This is a genomic window from Azospirillum picis, from assembly GCF_017876115.1.
Classification (GTDB): Bacteria; Pseudomonadota; Alphaproteobacteria; order Azospirillales; family Azospirillaceae; genus Azospirillum; species Azospirillum picis.
The window spans coordinates 56171-74542 of record NZ_JAGINO010000017.1 but is presented as its reverse complement, the minus strand read 5'-3'; the positions used below and the strand labels follow the sequence as shown (position 1 = coordinate 74542).

Annotated in this window: 22 protein-coding genes; 13 read left to right on the top strand and 9 right to left on the bottom strand. The window is 69.9% G+C overall.

Annotated elements, in window-relative coordinates; genetic code table 11:
• The first annotated feature begins 11 nt into the window (after positions 1-11).
• Entirely contained in the window at positions 12-605 is a 594-nt protein-coding gene (gene recR / locus J2850_RS20890) for a recombination mediator RecR (protein ID WP_209985735.1), read from the top strand.
• A 56-nt stretch (positions 606-661) separates the two neighbouring features.
• Here the strand turns inward: recR and gluQRS are convergent, their stop codons facing one another.
• Both gluQRS and J2850_RS20880 read right to left on the bottom strand, forming a co-directional pair.
• Positions 662-1507, bottom strand: coding sequence for a tRNA glutamyl-Q(34) synthetase GluQRS (gene gluQRS / locus J2850_RS20885; RefSeq protein ID WP_209985733.1), 846 nt, complete (start codon positions 1505-1507; stop codon positions 662-664).
• Between the two features lie 102 nt (positions 1508-1609).
• Positions 1610-1777: a hypothetical protein gene (locus J2850_RS20880; protein WP_209985731.1), complete on the bottom strand. Its 168-nt coding sequence runs from the start codon at positions 1775-1777 to the stop codon at positions 1610-1612.
• 370 nt (positions 1778-2147) lie between these two features.
• On the opposite strand from J2850_RS20880, the gene J2850_RS20875 reads away from it, so the two are divergent.
• Positions 2148-2711: an HNH endonuclease gene (locus J2850_RS20875; protein WP_209985728.1), complete on the top strand. Its 564-nt coding sequence runs from the start codon at positions 2148-2150 to the stop codon at positions 2709-2711.
• A gap of 121 nt (positions 2712-2832) precedes the next feature.
• Here the strand turns inward: J2850_RS20875 and trxB are convergent, their stop codons facing one another.
• Both trxB and J2850_RS20865 read right to left on the bottom strand, forming a co-directional pair.
• Positions 2833-3837 (bottom strand): thioredoxin-disulfide reductase, encoded by a 1005-nt coding sequence (gene trxB, locus J2850_RS20870; RefSeq protein ID WP_209985726.1) that lies wholly within the window; start codon positions 3835-3837, stop codon positions 2833-2835.
• Positions 3838-3892: 55 nt separating this feature from the next.
• On the bottom strand, positions 3893-5830 hold the full coding sequence (locus tag J2850_RS20865) for a hypothetical protein (protein ID WP_209985723.1): 1938 nt from the start codon (positions 5828-5830) through the stop codon (positions 3893-3895).
• Between the two features lie 247 nt (positions 5831-6077).
• On the opposite strand from J2850_RS20865, the gene J2850_RS20860 reads away from it, so the two are divergent.
• The 10 genes from J2850_RS20860 to sigJ all read left to right on the top strand — a co-directional run bounded on the left by J2850_RS20860 (position 6078) and on the right by sigJ (position 13122).
• Positions 6078-6722, top strand: a complete 645-nt coding sequence (locus J2850_RS20860) for a PadR family transcriptional regulator (protein ID WP_209985719.1) — start codon at positions 6078-6080, stop codon at positions 6720-6722.
• Between the two features lie 55 nt (positions 6723-6777).
• A complete protein-coding gene (locus J2850_RS20855; protein ID WP_209985716.1) occupies positions 6778-7065 on the top strand; it encodes a DUF2218 domain-containing protein in 288 nt (95 codons plus the stop codon).
• 256 nt (positions 7066-7321) lie between these two features.
• The gene (locus J2850_RS20850) at positions 7322-7777 is read left to right on the top strand and encodes an RrF2 family transcriptional regulator (protein ID WP_209985713.1); all 456 of its coding nucleotides are present in this window, start codon (positions 7322-7324) and stop codon (positions 7775-7777) included.
• A 188-nt stretch (positions 7778-7965) separates the two neighbouring features.
• On the top strand, positions 7966-8925 hold the full coding sequence (gene cysK, locus J2850_RS20845; RefSeq protein ID WP_209985710.1) for a cysteine synthase A: 960 nt from the start codon (positions 7966-7968) through the stop codon (positions 8923-8925).
• Positions 8926-9096: 171 nt separating this feature from the next.
• The gene (locus J2850_RS20840) at positions 9097-9879 is read left to right on the top strand and encodes a hypothetical protein (protein WP_209985708.1); all 783 of its coding nucleotides are present in this window, start codon (positions 9097-9099) and stop codon (positions 9877-9879) included.
• A 101-nt stretch (positions 9880-9980) separates the two neighbouring features.
• Positions 9981-10769 carry a HesA/MoeB/ThiF family protein gene (locus J2850_RS20835; RefSeq protein WP_246513305.1) on the top strand — a complete coding sequence of 263 codons (789 nt, stop codon included), beginning with the start codon at positions 9981-9983 and terminating at the stop codon, positions 10767-10769.
• Between the two features lie 32 nt (positions 10770-10801).
• Complete coding sequence (locus J2850_RS20830; protein WP_209985701.1) at positions 10802-11266, top strand: DsrE family protein; 465 nt, start codon at positions 10802-10804, stop codon at positions 11264-11266.
• A gap of 83 nt (positions 11267-11349) precedes the next feature.
• Positions 11350-11607 (top strand): hypothetical protein, encoded by a 258-nt coding sequence (locus J2850_RS20825; protein WP_209985697.1) that lies wholly within the window; start codon positions 11350-11352, stop codon positions 11605-11607.
• Between the two features lie 84 nt (positions 11608-11691).
• On the top strand, positions 11692-12144 hold the full coding sequence (locus tag J2850_RS20820; RefSeq protein ID WP_209985694.1) for a carboxymuconolactone decarboxylase family protein: 453 nt from the start codon (positions 11692-11694) through the stop codon (positions 12142-12144).
• 24 nt (positions 12145-12168) lie between these two features.
• The gene (gene sigJ, locus J2850_RS20815) at positions 12169-13122 is read left to right on the top strand and encodes an RNA polymerase sigma factor SigJ (protein ID WP_209985691.1); all 954 of its coding nucleotides are present in this window, start codon (positions 12169-12171) and stop codon (positions 13120-13122) included.
• Between the two features lie 42 nt (positions 13123-13164).
• Here sigJ and J2850_RS20810 read toward each other — a convergent pair whose 3' ends face one another.
• The 4 genes from J2850_RS20810 to J2850_RS20795 all read right to left on the bottom strand — a co-directional run bounded on the left by J2850_RS20810 (position 13165) and on the right by J2850_RS20795 (position 15592).
• Positions 13165-13539, bottom strand: a complete 375-nt coding sequence (locus J2850_RS20810; RefSeq protein WP_209985687.1) for a response regulator — start codon at positions 13537-13539, stop codon at positions 13165-13167.
• A 154-nt stretch (positions 13540-13693) separates the two neighbouring features.
• The gene (locus tag J2850_RS20805; protein ID WP_246513304.1) at positions 13694-14563 is read right to left on the bottom strand and encodes an HAD family hydrolase; all 870 of its coding nucleotides are present in this window, start codon (positions 14561-14563) and stop codon (positions 13694-13696) included.
• Between the two features lie 67 nt (positions 14564-14630).
• A complete protein-coding gene (locus J2850_RS20800; protein WP_209985684.1) occupies positions 14631-14963 on the bottom strand; it encodes a hypothetical protein in 333 nt (110 codons plus the stop codon).
• A gap of 197 nt (positions 14964-15160) precedes the next feature.
• Positions 15161-15592, bottom strand: a complete 432-nt coding sequence (locus J2850_RS20795; protein WP_209986042.1) for a Fur family transcriptional regulator — start codon at positions 15590-15592, stop codon at positions 15161-15163.
• A 392-nt stretch (positions 15593-15984) separates the two neighbouring features.
• Between J2850_RS20795 and J2850_RS31835 the strand changes: the two genes are divergently transcribed.
• A complete protein-coding gene (locus J2850_RS31835) occupies positions 15985-17232 on the top strand; it encodes an ATP-binding protein (protein ID WP_209985681.1) in 1248 nt (415 codons plus the stop codon).
• On the opposite strand, the gene J2850_RS20785 is transcribed toward J2850_RS31835, so the two are convergent.
• On the bottom strand, positions 17200-18372 hold the full coding sequence (locus J2850_RS20785; protein ID WP_209985678.1) for an RNA-binding protein: 1173 nt from the start codon (positions 18370-18372) through the stop codon (positions 17200-17202). The genes J2850_RS31835 and J2850_RS20785 overlap by 33 nt on opposite strands.

The window sequence follows — 18372 nt, the reverse complement described above, 5'->3', positions numbered from 1 at the left end:
CCGCCAATTCCATGATCGGACCTGAAATCGAACGCCTGATCCAGTTGCTGTCCAAGCTGCCGGGGCTCGGTCCCCGGTCGGCGCGGCGGGCGGCGCTGCATCTGATGAAGCGGCGGGACAGCCTGCTGGTCCCGCTGTCGGAGGCGATGGCCGCCGCCGGCGAGTCGATCCGCGCCTGCTCGGTCTGCGGCAACCTGGACAGCCGCGATCCCTGCACCGTCTGCTCCGACCCGACGCGCGACCGCTCGGTCATCTGCGTGGTCGAGGATGCCGGCGACCTGTGGGCACTGGAACGCACCCGCGCCTTCCGCGGCACCTACCATGTGCTGGGGGGGCTGCTGTCGGCGCTGCAGGGCGTCGGCCCCGACGACCTGAACATCGCCGGCCTCGCTGGGCGCGCCAGGGATCCGGCGGTGCGCGAGGTCATCCTGGCGTTGAACGCCACCGTCGACGGCCAGACCACCGCCCATGTCGTGACCGACCGCCTGACAGACACCGACGTCGCCGTCTCGCGCCTCGCCCACGGCGTTCCGGTCGGCGGCGAGCTGGATTATCTCGACGACGGCACGCTGACCGCGGCGCTGAAGGCGCGGCGGCCGCTGTAGCCACATAAGGCCCCTGCCCGCCAAGCCCCTGCCTTCAAGACTTCTGCCCGCCTCCCTCAGTCGGGGAAGCCGGCCAGCGCCCTCACCTCCGCCGGACTGCGGCCTTCGTCGCGCAGCGAGCGCAGGGACTGCGCGCGGTCGCGCTTGGCCAGCCGCTCCCCCGCCGCGTTCCGCAGCAGGCCGTGATGGTGGTAATCGGGGGGATCGACGCCCAGCAGCGCCTGCAGCAGCCGGTGCAGGTGGGTGGCGAAGAACAGATCCTCGCCGCGGGTGACCAGAGTCACGCCCTGCAAATGATCGTCGACGGTGACGCTGAGATGGTAGCTGGTCGGCGTGTCCTTGCGCGCCAGCACCACATCGCCCAGCAGCTTCGGCGTCGCGTCCTGCCAGCCGCGGGCGCGGTCGTGCCAGCGCAACGGCCCGGTCAGCCGGCCGGCCGCCGCGATGTCGAGCCGCAGCGCCCAGGCGTCGCCGCGGGCGATCCGCTCCGCGCGGTCTTCCGCGGACCGGTGGCGGCAGGTGCCGGGATAAAGCGGGCCATCGGGTCCATGCGGCGCCGAGCCGGCGCGCGCGATCTCCGCGGCGATGTCCTTGCGGGTGCAGAAGCAGGGATAGAGCACGCCCAGCGTCCGGAGCCGGGCGAGTGCCGCGCGGTAGTCGCCGAAATGGTCGGACTGGCGCCGGACCGGGCCATCCCAGCCGAGACCGAGCCACGCCAGATCCTCGATCAGGTCGCGCTCGTATTCGGGACGGCAGCGGTTGGGGTCGATGTCCTCGATCCGCAGCAGGAAACGGCCGCCCGCCTTGCGGGCCGTCGTCCAGCCGAACAGGGCGGAATGGGCGTGGCCGAGGTGCAGGTGCCCGGTCGGGCTCGGGGCGAAGCGGGTGACGGGATCGCTCATCCCCGCTTTATAGCGGAACGGAGGTCCGGATGCGCCCGCCGTATTCGCAACCGAACCGGTCGGCAGGCGGGAGCGCGGGACGCAACGTGGAACGCGGGTGGCTCAGATGTAGGGGTTGTCGCGGATCGGCTCGACCGGGATTTCCTCGCCTTCCAGATAGAGCGCCAGGCGGCGGCGCAGCTCGCGGTCGAAGGCGTCGATGCGCTTCTGGCGCGCCAGCTCTTCACGTTCACGGCGCTTCTGGGCAAGGTCGATGATGACGGCGGTCATGTGGGCTCTCCCTCGGTCGCGTCCGGCCGGGACAGCCGGCGGGATCATCTCCGTTCGATGAGCCATACGATGCCCGCTTATGGTTAACGATGGGTAAGCCGCAAGGGGATGATTTGGCCGTCGTGACGATGTCACAGCCCACCGGCGGCCACCGGCGAACAAAGCCCTCGCGATACCCCCGATGCGAAAAAGGTTACAGGACGGTGAAGAAATTCGGCCCCCGGCCGTCAAGATGTTGAGTCCGGGCCATCGATCAACTATGTATCTGGTTGTCCCGGATCGGCGATCCGGCCGCCGGGGCGGAGCAGACACGACCCCGCGCGCAGCCGCAACAGTGTCCCGCGCCGGGATCCAGACGAGGGAGTGGCCATTGGCTCCACCACCCGATCACTGTCCGGCTCTGGTGCTGAACGCGGATTTCCGCCCGCTCAGTTACTTCCCCTTGTCGCTATGGTCCTGGCAGGAAGCGGTCAAGGCGGTCTTTCTCGAACGGGTCAACATCGTCTCGCACTATGACCGGGTCGTCAGATCACCCAGCTTCGAAGTCCGGTTACCCAGCGTCATCTCGCTGAAAGAGTTCATCCCGGCGACACGCCGGCCAGCCTTCACCCGTTTCAACGTCTTCCTGCGCGACCGCTTCACCTGCCAGTATTGCGGCCGCCCCTTCCCCACCCACGACCTGACCTTCGATCACGTGGTCCCGCGCTCGCGCGGCGGCCGGACGACGTGGGAGAACGTCATAACCTCCTGTTCGGCCTGCAACCTGGCCAAGGGCGACCGCCTTCCCCACGTCTGCGGCATGATCCCCCTCAGTCCGCCCTTCCAGCCCAGTGCCTACGAGCTGCAGGAGAACGGACGCGCCTTCCCGCCAAACTTCCTTCATGAAAGTTGGCGGGATTTTCTTTATTGGGACACCGAACTGGATCCGATCTAGCTGCGGCCCCGGCGCCGCAGGCGAACGGCGGACATGGAAACGCCGCCGGCCTGCGGACAGGCCCGGCGGCGTTTCCACCTCGATACCGCACGTCAGGCCGCTCCAAACCCGGCCGGCGCGATCACCAGGTGCCGGCCGGGCTGGTGTCGCCGTGGGCGCCGGCGGCCGGCTCGTGGTGGGCCAGCCAGCGCTCGGCCTCCAGCGCCGCCATGCAGCCCATGCCGGCGGCGGTGACGGCCTGGCGGTAGACCTTGTCCTTGACGTCGCCGGCCGCGAAGACCCCGGCGATGTCGGTGGCGGTCGAATCGGGGGCGGTGATGATGTAGCCGGACTCGTCCATCTTCACCTTGCCCTTGAAGATGCCGGTCGCCGGCTCGTGGCCGATGGCGACGAAGACGCCGGCCACCGGGATCACGCGCTCCTCGCCCGACTTGACGTTCCTGATCCGCACGCCGGTGACGCCGCGCGGGTTGCCCATGGTGCCGTCACCCTCGCCGACGATCTCCTCGACCACGCTGTCCCACACCACCTCGATCTTCGGGTGGCGGAACAGGCGGTCCTGCATGATGCGTTCGGCGCGGAAGCCGTCGCGGCGGTGGATGACCGTCACCTTGGTGGCGTGGTTGGTCAGGTAGAGCGCCTCCTCCACCGCCGAGTTGCCGCCGCCGATGACCGCCACCTCCTTGCCGCGGAAGAAGAAGCCGTCGCAGGTGGCGCAGGCCGACACGCCGAAGCCGCGATAGATCTCCTCCGTCGAGATGCCGAGCCAGCGGGCCTGGGCGCCGGTGGCGATGATGACGCTGTCGGCGGTGTAGGTGTCGCCGCTGTCGCCCTTGCAGACGAAGGGCCGCTGCGTGAAGTCGACGTCGGTGATCAGGTCGAACACCATCCTGGTGCCGACATGCTCGGCCTGCTTCTGCATCTGCTCCATCAGCCACGGCCCCTGGATCGGGTCGGCGAAGCCGGGAAAGTTCTCCACGTCCGTGGTGATCATCAGTTGCCCGCCCGGCTGCATGCCCTGGACCATCAGCGGTTCCAGGTTGGCGCGCGCCGCATAGATGGCGGCGGTATAGCCGGCCGGGCCGGCGCCGATGATGAGGACCTTGGTGTGATGGGTGCTGGCCATTGGCGTGATCCCGCAAAAATCTCGGCGAAGAATGGGAAGCTCGTTTGGAGGCGCGCTAGAAGCCGAACATATGGTCGAGGCTGAAGGCGTTTTCACCGGCGAGGCAGCCGTGGTAGCCGAACAGCCGGCAGGTGGTGTCGCGCACCATCACGTAGGCGTGCTCGCCAGCCGCCAACCGTTCCGCCTCCGAAAACATCTCGTGGTACCGCCAGAACTGCGACCCGCCACAGGGGATTGCAAGCCGCTTGCGCGCGACCTCGACGCCGTCCCGGCGCATCAGGATCAGGCTGGTGTCGGAGCTGGCATGCCATGCCGTCGAGGCTGGATAGACCAGGTGGCAGAGCGTGTCCCACGGCTCGCTCCCCAGCCGCAGGAACAGGCGGGTCGACAGGCCGGGAGGCCGGCCATGGTAGCTCTGCGGCTCGTCGCGGTAGACCATCGCCATGTTGAACATGTGGCTGCCGAAGCTCGTCTCGGCGACATGGCCGGTCCGTACGTCCTCGTAACGGACGAGCGCGTGCAGCCAACCGTCGGCGATCGTCCCGGCCTCGAAATCATAGACCAGCTCGACATGCCCCCAGCCATCCGCCAGCGGCCGGCCGGCGACCAGCCCGCCGACCAGCCCGCCGACGTCCAGCGCCACGCTGTCGGAGCGCTTCAGGTTGCCGAAGCGGTGCTCCGCCACCGCCGTACCGGCGCGGTCGTAGACCACCGCCTTCACCGGCAGCTCGGTCTGCGCCGTGCTCATCGGCGTCGGCAGCAGGACGGTGCGCCAGCGGTCCGTCGGCAGCAGCGGCGCCGGCAGGATGTGGCCCTTGCCGACCACGCCCTTGTCGGGTGCGCCGCCGGTCAGGACCGGCAGCCGCGGGTCGGGCTTCAGGTCGGTGCGCTCGACGTTGGCGTGGGCCAAGCGGCGCCGGCCGTCGGCCGCGACGATCTCGTAGCGCGGGCGGACGAAATGCTTGCCGGCCTGCACCTCGAACTGCTGCGGCCAGCGCGCCTCGGGGAACAGGCTGGCGACGTCGAGCTCGACGGTGGCGAAGGGCGCGATCGCGCGGTCCAGCCGGCGGATCTCGGCGGAGCCCATCAGGTTCAGCCCGACCGCCCCGGCCGGGATCGGCGTCGGATGGCTGTTCTGGATCCACAAGGACACCCGCTCGCCCTCGCGCGGCGCCGGCAGCCCGGCATAGAGGTCGGCCGGCCAGGCGTTGGCGTCGTGGGTGCAGGACAGCACGGTGTCGTCGTCGCCGTAGGTGTCGAGCGCGTATTTCACCACGTCGTGCCCGGCAGCGCCGATGACGTGCAGGAACAGCGAGCCGCAGAAGGGGCCGAGCCCGAGGCGGTCGCGCAGTTGCCGGCTGTCGATCACCACCGTGCCGTCGGACGGCGGCATCGGGTCGGTCCAGTCGGCGAGCGGGCGCCCGTCGCCATCGAACAGGCAGGCCCACAGGCGGGTGCCCTTGGCGCCGTAGCGCGGCCAGTAGTTGGCCGACACCACGCGGGTGTGGTGGCCGTCGCCGTCGCGGAACCAGGCGAAGTTCGTCGCCCAGTTGAACCTGGACAGGTAGTTGCCGGGATCGTTCAGCATGTCCTCCGGCACGCGCATGGCGTCCAGCGACACGACGCCGGCGGTCGGCGGGATCAGGTGGGCGATGTGCCCTTCCAGGCGCTGCGAGTCGAAGGCGACGACGAAGACGGTGCGCGCGCCGCTCGACGGCAGATCGGTCACCGGGCGGGCGGCGTGACCGCACATCTCCTCGCCCACCTGCTCGACGTCCTGGACATAGATGCCGCAGACCGGGACCTCCGACAGGTCGTAGAACGCCGCCAGCCCCGGCAGCAGCCCCAGCGGGTCATAGACCGCCACCGGCCCATGGGAGGCGAGCCGCGCGATCAGGATCGCCGCCTTGGGCGCCGCCAGCGGGTGGCCCACCGCCTTGAAGAAGCTGGAGCCGCCGGTGGCGTTGGAGAAGGTCTCGATCCGAAGGGACATGGGAGCACACGCGAACGAAAGCAAAGCCAGGGCGTCGGTTATAGCCGCTTCGGCAGGGTGGGCGACAGTGATTTGTCCCGACTTTGAGATAGCGCCACCGCTTCCCTGCCCGCTCGTCCACCCTTTGCCGCACCTGCCGCCGCCCTTGGCCCCGGGGCCGACTCCCTCTCCATGCCCCTTGAACCAGATGCGGTTTCGATATATCTAAGATTTCGTTATATCGAAACCGCATCGAGAGAGTGTTTCAATGTTCAGGCACCTGTTTCACGACCGCATCCGCCGCTTCTCCCGCCCCGATTTCGACGACGAGGCGCCCGACCAGGGTCCCGGCCGGCATGGCGGGCACGGCGGGCATGGCGGCGGACGGCATGGCCACCGCGGCGGCTGGGACCAATGGGCCGGGCGGGGTGGCCGCGGCGGCCAGGGGGGCCGCGGCCGGATCTTCGACCATGGCGACCTGCGCCTGGTCCTGCTGTGGCTGATCGCCGACAAGCCCCGCTCCGGCTACGACCTGATCAAGTCGATCGAGGATCTGGTCGGCGGCGCCTACAGCCCCAGCCCCGGCGTCGTCTACCCGACGCTCACCCTGCTGGAGGAGCAGGGCCACATCCGCATGGCCTCGGCCGACGGCAACAAGAAGACCTACGAGATCACGCCGGACGGCGTGGAGGCGCTGAAGGCGGCCGAGCCCACCGTCGCGGCGATCCGCGAGCGCATCGCCCATGCCCGCGCCCACCGCCAGCGCGAGTCGGCGCCGCAGATCGTCCGCGCGATCGAGAATTTCAAGCTGGCGCTGCGGCTGCGGCTGTCGCGCGGCGACCTGACCCCGGAACAGACCCAGGCGATCGCCGACGCCATCGACGACGCGGCGCGCGCCGTCGAGCGGTCCTGACCGGCATCGGCCCGGCGGACCGGACCCCCTCCCGACGCAGAAGGATAAGAACGGCATGGTCACCACCACCACCCGCATCGCGACCCCCAACGGGCGCCGCTACATGACCCAGCTCTGCAAGCACTGGGCGCACAAGTTCGAGGTTGCCTATGACGAGAACCAGGGGCTCGTCCCCTTCGGCCCCGACCGGCGCTGCCGGATGGCCGCGGACGCCGACGGCCTGACCCTGGTCCTGGAGGTCGAGGATGCCGCGCAGGTGGAGCGCATGCAGGGGGTTGTGATCGACCACCTCAAGCGCTTCGCCTTCCGCGAGGATCTGGGCGAACCGGCCTGGACCACCTGAAGCCCGCCTGAAGGCCGGCCTGAAGCCTGCCTCCCTTGGACGAACGGCCCGGACCCGGACCGGACGATTTCACCGACTCCGTCTGCGACAAATCCTGTTGTGAATTCCCGCGCGTGAGGTGTAAAACACCTTTTAACCAACAGGCGGGAATGGGGAAGAACCCGGCGCTTCCACCCGCCAACCGGCAGACACCGGCCGGCGCCTGAACGAATCGCCGGACCATCCCCCTTAGCCGGGACAGCAGGAGTGGGTCGTGATGCTCCGCATCTCCAAGAAGCTGATGTTCGCCATCGAGGCGGTCCTCGACATCGCCTACAACGCGGGCACCGAGCCGGTACAGTCCGGGGAGATCACCCGGCGCCAGGGCATTCCGAAACGCTACCTGGAACAGGTCCTGCAGCAACTCGTCCGCGAGGGCGTCCTGGCCGGGGTGCGGGGTCCGCGCGGCGGCTACCGGCTGGCGCGGGAGCGCCGGCGGATCACGCTGGGCGAGATCGTGCGGGTCGTCCGCTCGATGGAGACCGCCACCGACCCGATCGAGGAGCCGGCCGGGTCCATCCTCGGCCATCAGGTGGTCCGCCCGCTGTGGGGCGAACTGCAGGAGGAGTGCATGGCCAAGCTCGATACCGTCACCATCGAGGATTTGTGCATGCGCGCCCGCCGCGCCGGGGTGGAAAGCGAGACCGAGGACCGGATCGACTTCACCATCTGACCGGGCAGCCGGCACGGGCCGGCCACCCTGTTCGGCGGCCCATGGCCACATGGCGCCGCCGGTGGTGGCACCGTGGCGGCCGCCACCGGCGGAGGCCGACTTCCCGTTTGACAGGAACCCCGCGCTGGACGATTCTCGTCATTCGGGGTGTTGAAACCATACATAACACAAATCGCAGAGGTGGAATCATGGCTGCACCGGAATTCCGCGGCAGGATCTACGACAGCATCCTCGACACGATCGGCGCCACGCCGCTGGTGCGTCTGGACCGCCTTGCCGCCGACGCCGGCGTCCAGGCCCAGATCATCGGCAAGCTGGAGTTCTTCAACCCGCTGGCCAGCGTCAAGGACCGCATCGGCCGGGCCATGATCGAGGCGGCGGAACAGGCCGGCACCATCTCGCCCGGCCGCACCACCCTGGTCGAGCCGACCTCCGGCAACACCGGCATCGCGCTGGCCTTCGCCGCCGCCGCCAAGGGCTACAAGCTGATCCTGACCATGCCGGAGAGCATGTCGGTCGAACGGCGCAAGATGCTGAAGCTGCTGGGGGCCGAGCTGGTGCTGACCCCGGCCTCGGAAGGCATGAAGGGCGCCATCCGCAAGGCCGAGGAAATCCTCGCCGCCGACCCCGACGCCTATCTGCTGCAGCAGTTCAAGAACACCGCCAACCCGGCCGTCCACCGCGCCACCACGGCGGAGGAAATCTGGAAGGACACCGACGGCCAGGCCGACATCCTGATCTCCGGCGTCGGCACCGGCGGCACGCTGACCGGCACCGCCGAGGTCATCAAGGCCCGCAAGCCGTCCTTCAAGGTCGTCGCGGTCGAGCCGGAGGACAGCCCGGTGCTGTCGGGCGGCATGCCCGGCCCGCACAAGATCCAGGGCATCGGCGCCGGCTTCGTGCCCGACATCCTGAAGAAGGACCTGATCGACGACGTCGTCCGCATCTCCAATCAGCGCGCCTTCGAGACCGCCCGCAAGGTCGCCCGCCTGGAAGGCGTTCCGGTCGGCATCTCCTCGGGCGCGGCGCTGGCCGCGGCGCTGGAGATCGGCGCCCGGCCGGAGAATGCCGGCAAGCAGATCATCGTGATCCTGCCGTCCTTCGCCGAGCGCTACCTGTCGACCGCCCTGTTCGAAGGGCTGGAGTAAGACCGCCGGCCCGGCGGCTTCCGATCCCGGCCCGCCCGGATCGGAAGCCGCCGGAGCGCGTCCGGCCCGACCGGCGAAATTGATCCTCAAATTTGACGGACTTCGCGACTTCGGCTACTCTTGCCTGTACCCGCCCCGCTGCTTTCGTCCGTTCCCAGGGGAGTGACCGCCATGGCGGATATGTCCGTCTCCGTTCCGAACCTGTCGCTCAGTGCCTTTTCGCAACTGAAGGGAACGACCGACAAGGTGGCGCCCAGCGGCACGAACGCCGACTACCGCAACTTCACGGTCAGCAAGGCGGGCGAGTTCAACTTCAAGGTCAACAACAACTTCACCGACGTCGAAATCCGCAATGAGCGGAACGAGGTGGTGACGATCCTCCACTCCAAGGAGTCGTCCGCCGACGCCAGCGCCAGGCTCGGTCCGGGGAACTACACGGCGGTCATCTCGCAGGCGAACCGGACGGCCGGGGTGCGCGACTATTCGCTCGACATCTCGGAAAAGCAGAACATCCTGGTGACCGGTGCCGGCGCGACCCTGAAGGGGACCGCCCAGCCGCCGGCGAACGGCGACACCGGCGTGCAGAAGCACACCTTCAACGTCCTCCAGGGCGGCACCTTCACCGCCAACCTCAGCCTGCCCAACACGCGCTGGGCAATGATGGACAAGGACGGCAAGGTGGTCGCCGCCAGCGACAGCAGCGAAACCGACGCCCAGAACGATTTCCTGAAGAAGCCGACCTACAAGGTCCCTCCGGGCCAATACACGATGGTCCTGGTGCCGCCGTCGACCCTCAAGTCGCCGACGGACTTCCGGTTCAGCTTCGTGCCGCGCGACCCGTCGCTCACCGCTGCCGGCACGCAGGAAAGCGCCATCGCCAAGACCCTGCGCGAACGCCAGACCCGGCTGCGGGAATGGGCGTCGCAGGCGCCGCCGACCAAGACGTCGGCCTGACGCCCCGCCCCCTCCGCATGCGTCCGCCGCATGCCGCCGGGCGGAAAAGCACCGTGCGGAATGTTGCTGCAACGGCAGCGTCCTGCGCTATGCTGCGGGACATGGACTTCACGGACACCCAGCTTCACCGCTATTCCCGCCACATCGTCCTGCCGGAAGTCGGCGGCATCGGGCAGGAGCGGCTTCTGAACTCCAAGGTTCTGGTCATCGGTGCCGGCGGCCTGGGCGCGCCGCTGCTGCTCTACCTGGCGGCGGCCGGCGTCGGTACCATCGGCATCGTCGACGACGACACGGTGGACCTGTCGAACCTCCAGCGCCAGGTCATCCACGACGAATCGGCGCTCGGCCGGCCGAAGGTGGAGAGTGCCGCCGCCCGGATCGCCGCGCTCAATCCCGACGTCCGCGTGCAGGTCCACCAGGTCCGCCTGAACCGTGACAACGTCATGGATCTGCTCTCCGGCTATGATGTCGTCGCCGACGGATCGGACAATTTCGCCACGCGCTTCCTGCTGAACGACGCCTGCTTCTTCGCCGGCAAGACGCTGGTCTCCGCGGCGATCCTGCGCTTCGACGGGCAGATCGCCACCTTCAAGGCGCATCTCGGCGCGCCGCACCCCTGCTACCGCTGCCTGTTCCCCGAACCGCCGCCGCGCGGCACGGTACCGTCCTGCTCGGAAGGCGGGGTCCTCGGGGCGCTGGCCGGCTTCGTCGGCTCGCTCCAGGCGACCGAGGTGCTGAAGGAATTGCTGGGGCTCGGCGAAAGCCTGTCGGGCAGCCTGCTGATGATGGACTCCCTCTATGCGTCCTATCAGCGCATCACCGTCAGGCGGGATCCCGACTGCCCGCTTTGCGGCCATCATCCGACGATCCACGACCTCTCCGCCCATTGAGGGGCCTGCGAGAAAGACGGGAGGCGTCCACCATGTCCGATACCCTGTCCGCGCCTGCGGCCAACGGAATCGCCGCGCTGTCCATCGTCCTGTTCGCCGGCGGCTTCGACCGGGTGCATTACGCGCTGGTGATGGCCAGCGCGGCGGCGGCCACCAACCGCAAGGTCACGCTGTTCTTCACCGGGCGCGCCCTGCGGGCGCTGGTGCACGAGCGCGAGCCGGGCGTCCAGGGCTGGCACGACCTCGACCCGGCCGACGACGGGAGCACGCCGGTGGCGCGCGACCGCTATTTCGCCACCCACGGCCTCGCCACCTTCGAGGAGCTGCTGGAGGCCTGCGTCGCCATGGGCGTCACCGTCATGGCCTGCGAGATGGGCTTGCGGGCGCTCGGCCTGCCGCCGGGCGCGGCGCTCCGGCCGGACGTGCCGATCGCCACCGGCGGCGTCGTCACCTTCCTGAACGAGGCGCCCGCCGGCGGCGCCATGCTGTTCGTCTGAGCCGTTCGTTTTGAGCCGTTCGTTTTGAGCCGTTCGTTTTGAGCCGTTCGTTTTGAGCCGTTTCCTGGGTTGGCCCTGACCGCATGACCGACAACCGCGACATTCTCGACCTCGCCAACCGCTTCGAGGCGATCGCCGCCGACGGGTTCGAGGGGCGTCCCTACCGGCCGGCGCTGGCCGACCTCGCCCGACGCACCCGGAGCCGGCCCGAGGTGGCCCGGCAGGTGGCCCATGCGCTTGGCATCATGATCGGGCTGATCGGCGACAGCGACCCGGCCGGCCGCTTCGCCGTGAAGACCGCGATCTTGCGCGAGGCGGTGGAGATGCTGGCCGGGGAGTGAAGCGCAAGCAGGGCAGCCATGCGTCACACCGGCGGTGCGTGCCCCGTCAAGGGGGCGATGACCCCCTGAAAGAGGACGCAAGACATGGCTTTCCGTTTGACCGTCGCCCAGGACGCCCCTGCCCTTTACGCCGCGATGCACGCGGTCACCAAGGCCATCCGCTCCAGCGGCCTGCCGGCCGGCCTGATCCACCTGGTCGATCTGCGCGTGTCGCAGATCAACGGCTGCACCTACTGCATCGACCTGCACGGCAAGGAGGCCCGCCATGCCGGCGAGCCGGAGGCGCGCATCGCCGCGCTCGCCGATTGGCAGCGTTCAGACCTGTTCCTGCCGGAGGAGAGGGCCGCCTTCGATTGGGCGGAGGTGCTGACCCGCAGCCGCCAGGACCGGATCGACGATGCCCACCGTGAGCTGACGCTTCACTTCGACGAGGCGCAGGTCGCCGCCCTGACCGTGGCGGTGGCGCAGATCAACGCCTGGAACCGCGTCGGCATCGCCCAGCATGTCGGGACGGTCCCGGCGGCGTCGGCAGCCTGATGGAAACGGCCTGATGGAGACGCCATGACGCGGACGGCCGATCCGGATGCCGGCGACGCGCTCGCCGCCTTTGCCGGCGAACGGCCGCGGCTGCGCGCGTTGGCCTATCGCCTGCTCGGGTCGGTCGCCGACGCGGAGGACACGCTGCAGGACGCCTGGCTGCGCTGGAGCGCGGTGGCGTCCGGCAGCGTCGCCTCGCCGCCGGCCTTCCTGACCACCCTGGTGACGCGGCTGGCGCTCGACCGGATGCGGTCGGCCCGGGCGGCGCGGGAACGCTACTATGGCCTGTGGCTGCCCGAACCCGACGTCACCGGCTGGCCCGGCGACGCCGGCGAGGGGGATGCGGAGGCCGGCGAAACCGTGCCGATGGCGATGCTTCTCCTGCTGGAGCGCCTCGGGCCGGAGCAGCGTGCCGTTTTCGTCCTGCGCGAGGCGATGGACCTCGACTATGCGGAGATCGCGTCGGTTCTCGGCAAGTCGGCGGACGCCTGCCGCCAGGTCATGCGGCGCGCCCGCGCCCGCCTGTCCGAGCCCGCCGCCGCGCAGGCCGACCTGCAGGCCGGGCGCCGGATCGCCGACGCCTTCGCGGCGGCCAGTCTCAGGCGGGACTACGCCGCCATCGTGTCCCTGCTGGCCGACGACGCCCAGTGGCTGAGCGACGGCGGCGGCCTGGTGCTGACGGCGGTGAACCCGCTCCATGGGGCCGACCGCATCGCGCGCTTCCTGCTCGGCATCCAGCGCAAGCGCGCTACGAGCTTCGGCTTCACCGCGGTCCGGGTGAACGGCGCGCCGGGGTTCCTGACCCGGCTCGGCGACCGCTTCCAGGGTGTGTGGGCGCTGGACATCGCCGACGGGCGCATCCGCCGCATCTATCAGGTCGCAAACCCCCGCAAGCTCGGCCATATCGCGCTTGGCCATGCCGCACGTGGCCAAACCGCGCTTGGCCATCCGGCGCGGCCGGGGACGGACGCGGGGTGAGCGGCAGGCCCGGCGCGCCCGGCTCTCCGGGAGATCGGGGGATCAGGCGGTCGCCTCGTCCAGCCAGCGGTCGAGCGCCGAGAGGTCGACGGGGTTCGGCAGCACCGGGAAGGGAGCGTTCGGCAGGTCCCGGCCGGTCAGCAGGATGCGCGTCTGCGGAAAGAGCATCGCGGCAAGCGCGGCGGCCCGGTCGCCGTCGTCGCCCTCCCGGCCCAGCGGCAACAGGGCCACGGCCGGCGCCTCGGCACCGATGATGGTCAGCGCCTCCAGCGGGTGTTCGGTCTGCGACACCTGGAAGCCGCGGGCGGACAGATGACCGGCCAGCACCTGCCGCTGCATCCGGTCCGCGTCGGCGATCACCGCCCGGCGCCCGCCATGGCCCGGCGGCCGAATGTCGGCATCAATGCTGAACGCCACGATTCCCCTCCGTCCCGTCGCCGGCCGAATCGTCCGGGAATGGACCCGGACCGACTGACCGGGCCGAATGACCGGGTCCCACGCTGTGGCGGCGGCATGTTCTTGTTAAGGACGAGGCGAGTATGAGGACGGGCGCCGGGGTTGTAAACGGCTGCTACCCCTGGTTAGACCTTCGTCGAATACGAACGATTTCCCCCTTGTGCATCAGCGCCAGCATCGGCAGGTCGCTGGGGTGGTTCCCATATCCCCAGGTGGCGGCGACCGGGCCGTTGCGGCCGATCCAGTCGCTCACCCGTTCCGCCTTGTCGCGGCGGACGCAGTTGGCCGTGCTCAGCCGGCCGGTGAGCATGCCGTCCGCCACCTCCATCCCGGTCGCCAGCAGGTCGTCCACCTCCAGGCCGCGCAGCAGCGCCGGCATGTAGAGGTCGAGGGCGCCGGTGGCGACCACCACGCGGCGGCCCTGGCGCCGGTGCCCCTTCAGCACCTCCAGCATCGGCTGGTGCCAGCGGACACGCGGCACCAGCCGCTCCGCCGCCGCCAGCGCATCGGCGACCGGCAGGCCGCGCAGCGTCCGCTTCAGGAAGATCGCCTTGACCGAACCGGGGAAGTCGCAACCGGGACCGCGGCCGCGGATATGGCGGTGCAGCCCGGAGCGGATGGCGTCGGCCAGGGCCAGCGCGGCGCGGCGGCGGCCGATCACCTCGCCGACGAACATCGGCAGGCTGTCGCCATGGATCAGGGTGCCGTCGAAATCGAAGAAGGCGACGCCGGACGGTCCGCTCACGGCCCCCTCGCCCGCGGTTCCCGGAATGTCGGGTGTCCGGAGCCTCACCGATCCCGGCATCGCATGGTCCGACGGCGGAGCCTCCAAGGCCGATCCGCCTGAAGGCGGCTGGCCGGCCACCGGCGACTCGGGGGGAAGGGCGACCGCGCCGCCGGCCAGACGGCCGGCCAAGCGGTCGGCCAGATCGTCGGCGGATGTCGCGGATGCCGGGCGGGCCGGCTGTGCGGGCGAGATGTGCATGGATATGCTTATCCGACCGTCACCGACCGGCCGGCAAGGCTTTTCGCCGGATGCCGGATGCCTGCCGTCAGTGCAGCACCGGGCCGCAGGGCACCTCGAAGCCCGAGTCGTCCTCGCCATCGTCGCGGTCCGCGCGCCCGGCGGTCAGCTCCTCGGCCTCCTCGAGCTGGGCGACCAGATCGCCGGACGCTTCCTCCAGCCCGGCCTTGACCGCGATCAGCAGGTTGATGATCTCGCCATTGTCCTGTTCGAGACTGCGGATCCGCTCTTCCAGGCGGTCGAGGCGGCGGATCAGCAGGTCGGACAGGCGGTCCAGGCGGTCGAGCACGGGATCGGATCCCGGGCTGCCGGGCGGGCCGTGAGGCCGGGTTACGAGGCGGTCGTCGCGGGTGTCGTCCATGGTTCGGCCGGTTCCGGTCAGTGAGGAGGTTGCTCCACAGCTAACTTTGTCCGCAGGCCGCGCAAGATCCAGTCCGTCACCCGATGCACCCCGCAAGCGATGCGGGGGATGCCCACCCGTCGAGAAACTGGCGATTCCGGAGAATGCCGCCGCGGCCGGCACCTCTTGTGCGCATCGGCCGGCGGGTCCCTCTACAGTCAAGACTCCGATTTGTCGCTGCGGCGCTTGCGCGGAACACCGTACAGTTCAAGCCTATGGCCGATGAGGTCATAGCCCAGTTCGCGGGCGATGCTTTCCTTCAGCCGCTCCATCTCTTCGTTGGTGAACTCGATCACTTCACCGGAATCGACATCGATCAGATGATGGTGGTGATCTGTCCGCGTCTCCTCGTACCGGGCACGGCCGTCGCCGAAATCCAGGCGGTCGATGACATGCGCCTCTTCGAACAGCCGCATCGTGCGGTAGACGGTGGCGATCGAAATGCGCGGGTCGATGGCGGCCGCGCGGCGATGCACCTCCTCGACGTCGGGGTGGTCCGTCGCCTCCGACAGCACGCGCGATATCACGCGGCGCTGGTCGGTCATCTTCAACCCCTTTTTCACGCACAGCTCTTCAAGGCGCGAGGGCATGGACATCCCCTGTGATCCTGTCTTTGACGATGGGCGGCGCTTGGCCCTGCCGGTCTCCCTGATGATCGGAGCGCGGCGGCAGGCCGTCCCCCGACGGAAGACGGTCCGACACACGGCTGCGGCACTCCGAATATCCTAGCAATATACTGTGTCTCGTTCCCATTCTCAAATGCCCAGGCAAAGGCTTGGCAGCGTCCGGCACCTGCAGGCCGTCAGGGTACCGCCCACGCCCACCCACCCACGTCCCAGCCCTGCCCATCCGAGATAAGCCAATCCGGCGATCCGCAGGCCTCCGTGGAAACCAATTGCTCATAATCGCTTGCTAGGTTTTGTCGGGAGTGCCGGGCAATCCGCGACCGGTGCAGCGATTCCGAGGGAGGGGGTGAGACGCCGTGACGCCATTCGAACCGCCTGCCCCGCCCCCGCCTGCAAGCGATCCCCTCCCCGTCGAGCCCGCCTTCACCGCCGCCGGACTGGCTGTGCCGGTGCCGCCGCTGGCCCCCAGCGACGCGTGCGCCACGGCGCTCGCCCGCTTCGTCCGCCAGCCCGACCTGCCTGCCCTGCCGGTCGTGGAAGAGGACGGGCGGGCCGTCGGCCTGCTGGTCCGCGGCAGCCTGCTGCCCGATGGTCCGCCGCCGGCCGTGGTCCGGCACCCGTCGATGCCCGTCTCGTCGCTGATGGACGGCCGGCCGCTGCTGGTGGAGGGCAGGACGCCGTTGGCCGAGATCGGCCGCCGGCTGTCCGGGCTGATGCCGTCGGCCTGGGCGACCGGTTTCCTGGTGGTCGAGCAGGAGCGCTATCTGGGCCTCGGTACGGTGACCGGCCTGATGGCCAAGTCAGCCGAACTGGCCGACCTGCGCGCCCGCCAGTTGGATGAGGCGCGCCGGCAGGCCGAGCAGGCCATCCGGGCCCGGACCGCCTTCCTCGCCACCATGAGCCACGAGATCCGCACGCCGCTGACCGCGATGATGGGTTTCGCCGAGTTGCTGGAGCAGGAGGTGATGGGGCCGCACGGCGTCCCGCTCTACCGCGACTATGCCCGCGACATCGCCGAAAGCGGCCGCCACCTGATGGAGCTGATCAACGACCTGCTCGACCTCTCCAAGGCCGATGCCGACCGGCTGGAGCTGGTCGAGGGGACGGTGGACGTGGTCAGGGTCGCGATCGCCACCGCAAGGCTGCTGGCCGAACGCGCCGCCCGCCACGGCGTGCGCATCGTCACCGACGTACCGCCCGACCTGCCGCCGTTGCGCGCCGACGAGCGCAAGCTGCGCCAGATGCTGCTGAACCTGCTGTCCAACGCGGTGAAGTTCACCCCGGCCGACGGGGTGGTGACGCTCGATGCCTGGCTGGCGGACGACGGCACCCTGTGGCTGTCCGTCCACGACACCGGCATCGGCATGAACGGCGACGAGCTTGCCAAGGCGCTGGAACCCTGGGGCCAGATCGACAGCGTGCTCGCCCGCGGCCATGTCGGCACCGGCCTCGGCCTGCCCCTGACCAAGCGCCTGATCGAGTTGCATGGCGGCCGCCTCGACATCGTCAGCCGCCATGACGAGGGCACCGTCATGGCGCTCGTCTTCCCGCCGCACCGAATCGGGCGCTCGTCAAACCCCGCCGCCGCTCCCGGCGGATTCTAGGTTCCCTGCGGATTTTAGGAGCGCCGCCGGACGGCGGCCTCCCCGCCGCAGCAGCCGCAGCAGCCCGGCCAGCCAGAGGGCGGCGCCGAACAGGAACGACAGCAGGCCGATCAGCCCGGCCCCCAGCGACAGCAGCGCGCCGGCCAGCGCCATCGTGATCGCAGTGGTTGCGCCGAAGGCGCGGAACAGCGCCTTCCCGGTCAGCCGCAGGGCGCCGCTCACCGGCTTGCCGAGCAGCCTGGTCGCGCGTTCGGCATGGCGCAGATCCTCGACATCGTCGACGTGGCGCAGCAGCGCCAGCGTGCGCGACGGCGGCAGCGACCGGCCGATGTCGCCGAGCGAGGCGAACACGCGCCGCAGCTCGGTGACGTCGAGGCCCGCGGCATGGCGGTAGGCGGCGCGGGACAGCTCGTCCAGCCGGTACCAGGGCGTGTCGCGGACGGCCGCCCGGAAGGCCGGCAGGTCGGCGCTCCGCGCCACCATCATCCCCACCCGCCGCTGGAAGGCGGCGGTCAGCCGGCCGGTGCGGCGGGCCAGCTTGACGACGGAAATGCCGGTCTTGGCCGGCAGCGCGGTCCCGGCCGTCGCCACCGTCCCGGCGGTCAGGGCGACGCCGACCATCGACAGCCCGACCGCCAGCTCGTCCACCGACTCGCCCCGGATCATGCGGGCGGCCTGCTCCCCAAGGTCGCGGACGTCGCCCACCACCGTCAGGTCGGAGGCCAGGGCGCCCATGATGCCGGCCGTTCCCTCGCCCTCGCCGGTCAGGAAACCGTCGGCGGTGCGCTTGGCCGTCCGCACCGCGGCCTTCCAGCCGCTGGTTTCGTCCACCCAGCGCTCATGCAGGGCCGGATCGACCGGCACGGCCACCAGCCCGGCGACCTCGAAATATTCCTCCGCCCGGTCGGGGTCCCCCTCGTCCAGGGCGGCGGCGATCTCATGCTCCAGGCGGGCGCGGGTGGCGACCTCGCGGACCTGGGCGACCATCGCCTCGCGGGCCTGGGCGTCGCCGGGCGGGGCCGGCGGCTCGTACAGCAGCAGGGCCGCGACCAGCCCGGCGACGGCGGTCGGCAGCCCGGCCAGCATTGCCTTGCGGCCGGCGCTGCCGCCCGCCCTGCCCCGGGCCGTATCCTGGGTCAT

What these genes read in the sequence shown, in the direction of transcription:
- recR (WP_209985735.1), top strand. Translation starts at nt 12, where the DNA reads ATGATCGGACCTGAAATCGAACGCCTGATCCAGTTGCTGTCCAAGCTG.
- gluQRS (WP_209985733.1), bottom strand. Translation starts at nt 1,507, where the DNA reads ATGAGCGATCCCGTCACCCGCTTCGCCCCGAGCCCGACCGGGCACCTG.
- J2850_RS20880 (WP_209985731.1), bottom strand. Translation starts at nt 1,777, where the DNA reads ATGACCGCCGTCATCATCGACCTTGCCCAGAAGCGCCGTGAACGTGAA.
- trxB (WP_209985726.1), bottom strand. Translation starts at nt 3,837, where the DNA reads ATGGCCAGCACCCATCACACCAAGGTCCTCATCATCGGCGCCGGCCCG.
- J2850_RS20865 (WP_209985723.1), bottom strand. Translation starts at nt 5,830, where the DNA reads ATGTCCCTTCGGATCGAGACCTTCTCCAACGCCACCGGCGGCTCCAGC.
- J2850_RS20860 (WP_209985719.1), top strand. Translation starts at nt 6,078, where the DNA reads ATGTTCAGGCACCTGTTTCACGACCGCATCCGCCGCTTCTCCCGCCCC.
- J2850_RS20855 (WP_209985716.1), top strand. Translation starts at nt 6,778, where the DNA reads ATGGTCACCACCACCACCCGCATCGCGACCCCCAACGGGCGCCGCTAC.
- J2850_RS20850 (WP_209985713.1), top strand. Translation starts at nt 7,322, where the DNA reads ATGCTCCGCATCTCCAAGAAGCTGATGTTCGCCATCGAGGCGGTCCTC.
- cysK (WP_209985710.1), top strand. Translation starts at nt 7,966, where the DNA reads ATGGCTGCACCGGAATTCCGCGGCAGGATCTACGACAGCATCCTCGAC.
- J2850_RS20840 (WP_209985708.1), top strand. Translation starts at nt 9,097, where the DNA reads ATGGCGGATATGTCCGTCTCCGTTCCGAACCTGTCGCTCAGTGCCTTT.
- J2850_RS20835 (WP_246513305.1), top strand. Translation starts at nt 9,981, where the DNA reads ATGGACTTCACGGACACCCAGCTTCACCGCTATTCCCGCCACATCGTC.
- J2850_RS20830 (WP_209985701.1), top strand. Translation starts at nt 10,802, where the DNA reads ATGTCCGATACCCTGTCCGCGCCTGCGGCCAACGGAATCGCCGCGCTG.
- J2850_RS20825 (WP_209985697.1), top strand. Translation starts at nt 11,350, where the DNA reads ATGACCGACAACCGCGACATTCTCGACCTCGCCAACCGCTTCGAGGCG.
- J2850_RS20820 (WP_209985694.1), top strand. Translation starts at nt 11,692, where the DNA reads ATGGCTTTCCGTTTGACCGTCGCCCAGGACGCCCCTGCCCTTTACGCC.
- sigJ (WP_209985691.1), top strand. Translation starts at nt 12,169, where the DNA reads ATGACGCGGACGGCCGATCCGGATGCCGGCGACGCGCTCGCCGCCTTT.
- J2850_RS20805 (WP_246513304.1), bottom strand. Translation starts at nt 14,563, where the DNA reads ATGCACATCTCGCCCGCACAGCCGGCCCGCCCGGCATCCGCGACATCC.
- J2850_RS20800 (WP_209985684.1), bottom strand. Translation starts at nt 14,963, where the DNA reads ATGGACGACACCCGCGACGACCGCCTCGTAACCCGGCCTCACGGCCCG.
- J2850_RS20795 (WP_209986042.1), bottom strand. Translation starts at nt 15,592, where the DNA reads ATGCCCTCGCGCCTTGAAGAGCTGTGCGTGAAAAAGGGGTTGAAGATG.
- J2850_RS20785 (WP_209985678.1), bottom strand. Translation starts at nt 18,372, where the DNA reads ATGACCCAGGATACGGCCCGGGGCAGGGCGGGCGGCAGCGCCGGCCGC.